Raw genomic sequence first — 1,951 nt, forward strand, 5'->3', positions numbered from 1 at the left:
GCCCAACCCCGACCGGCGCCTGATCACCGAGGTGAAGGACGGGGTGCGCATCTCCTTCGGCCCGGGGCCGATGCGGCTGATGGCCGCGATGATCGGCACGATGACGCTGGCGCAGGCCGGTTCGGTCGCGGCGATCGTGGTACTCGGCACGCACACGGTCGGGCTGGACAAGACCGCCTTCGGCTGGACGCTGGCGGCCGGGAACGTCGCGGCGGTGGCCGTGATGCTGTCCATCGGCCGGGTGGCCACGCTGCGGACGTCCTCGGCGGTGCTGGTGAGCCTGGTCTTCGGCATCATCGGCGAGCTGCTGTTGGGCACCGCGCGCAGCGGCCCGCAGATGTCGGTGGGGCTGGCGATGGATGCCTCCGCGGTGCTGATCATCGGCGTCAGCCTGACCACCGCGCGCATGCGCCTGGTACCGCGCGAGATGCTCGGCCGGATGACCGGCGGCTACCAGACGGTGATGTTCGCCGCCGGCGCGGCCGGCACGATCATCGGCGGGGCGCTGGCCGAGTCGAGCGGACGGCTGCCGTATCTGGTGTGCGCGGCGGTGTACGCCGGGGTGCTCGCGACGTCGTTCCGGCGGGTGCGGGGGCTGGACGCGACGCCGGAGGCGGCTGGTGCGGCTGGTGTTGCTGGGTCTGGTGTTGCTGGGTCTGGTGTTGCGGGGGCGGCGGCGACGGCGGCTACGACGGAGTCAGCTGCGGCGCCGGTCGTCATCCCCGCTCAGGGCTCCGCGGACGGCGCCGGTGCCGGCGGCAAAATCGGCACCGGCAACGGCACTGTCGCGGTCGAGGCCGAGACTGGAGTCACGGCCAGCGAGGTCGTGGACTGATCCGGCTCGTTCCCGGCCGTCCTCCACGTCCCGGCCGTCCGTCAGCCCGTCAGCCCATCAGCCCGTCACGTCGCCGAGACGGCCGGCATCGTGGTGTCGTTGATCACCGCGCTCCACAACGCGCCGGCCTTCGTCTTGTCCCACAGGATGCAGGACCCGACCCCGGGCACGTTGTAGTTGTCGGTGGCGATCGGCACCACGACGGTGTGGCCGCTGCCGCCGCTGACGCCCTTCATGCTCTGGAACATGTCGTAGAGGTCGCCCAGGCTGGTGCCGTCGTTGACCTTGAACGCGGCCAGCGAGTTGTCCAGCACCGGGACCAGCTTGAACGGGTTCAGGACCACTCCCATGGAGGACACCTTGTGCGCCAGGGCGGCCAGGAAGGTGCGCTGGCGCTGCATGCGTCCGATGTCGCCGAGCGGGTCGGCGTAGCGCTCCCGCACGTAGGCCAGGGCCTGGGCGCCGCTGAGGGTCTGGCAGCCGGCCTTGAGGTTGGCGCCGGACAGCTGGTCCTGGATCGGCTTGTCCAGGCACAGGTCCACCCCGCCGACCGCGTCGGTGACCTTCACGAAGCCGCCGAAGCCGACCTCGGCGAAGTGGTCGATGTGCACCCCGGTGGTGACCTCGATGGTCTTGATCAGCAGCGGCGCGTTCCCGAAGGCGTAGGCGGCGTTGAGCTTGTTCTTCGACTCCTTGTGCTGCTTGCCCTTGCTGTCGGTCCACGCCGGGATGGTGACGTAGGAGTCGCGCGGCAGGCTGATCAGCGAGGTCCCGTTCGATCCGGAGTGCAGGATCATCATCGAGTCGGTCCGCGACGTGTCCCCGGTCACCGCCCCGGTCCCGGTGTGCAGCGCGTCCTGCTGGTCCCGCGTAAGTCCCTCCCGGCTGTCACTGCCGACCAGCAGCCAGTTCGTCCCCTTGCCCGCGGCGGGCCGCCCTGGGTAGTCGGAGATCACATTCTCGTGCTGAATCTGCCCCGAAGCATGGAAGTAGAGCCACGTCGCATACCCCCCGACCAACAGCACGAGCACCAAGGAACCGGCCAGGATCCGCTTCGGCCAACTGAACCGCCGCACCTTCGCCGGCCGCGGCCCATCCGGCCCACCCGGATACCCG

At 70.2% G+C, this 1,951-nt stretch carries 2 protein-coding genes; one reads left to right on the plus strand and one right to left on the minus strand.

The window, feature by feature from the left end:
* Positions 1 to 835 (plus strand): MFS transporter (locus tag GWK61_RS54300; protein WP_499704282.1); only part of this gene is annotated, 835 nt, incomplete at its 5' end.
* Between the two features lie 65 nt (positions 836 to 900).
* Here GWK61_RS54300 and GWK61_RS54305 read toward each other — a convergent pair.
* Positions 901 to 1,951: LCP family protein (locus GWK61_RS54305; protein ID WP_194922245.1), on the minus strand; the 1,051-nt coding region annotated here is incomplete at its 5' end.

The sequence above is a fragment of the Catenulispora rubra genome, from assembly GCF_015356825.1.
Classification (GTDB): Bacteria; Actinomycetota; Actinomycetes; order Streptomycetales; family Catenulisporaceae; genus Catenulispora; species Catenulispora rubra.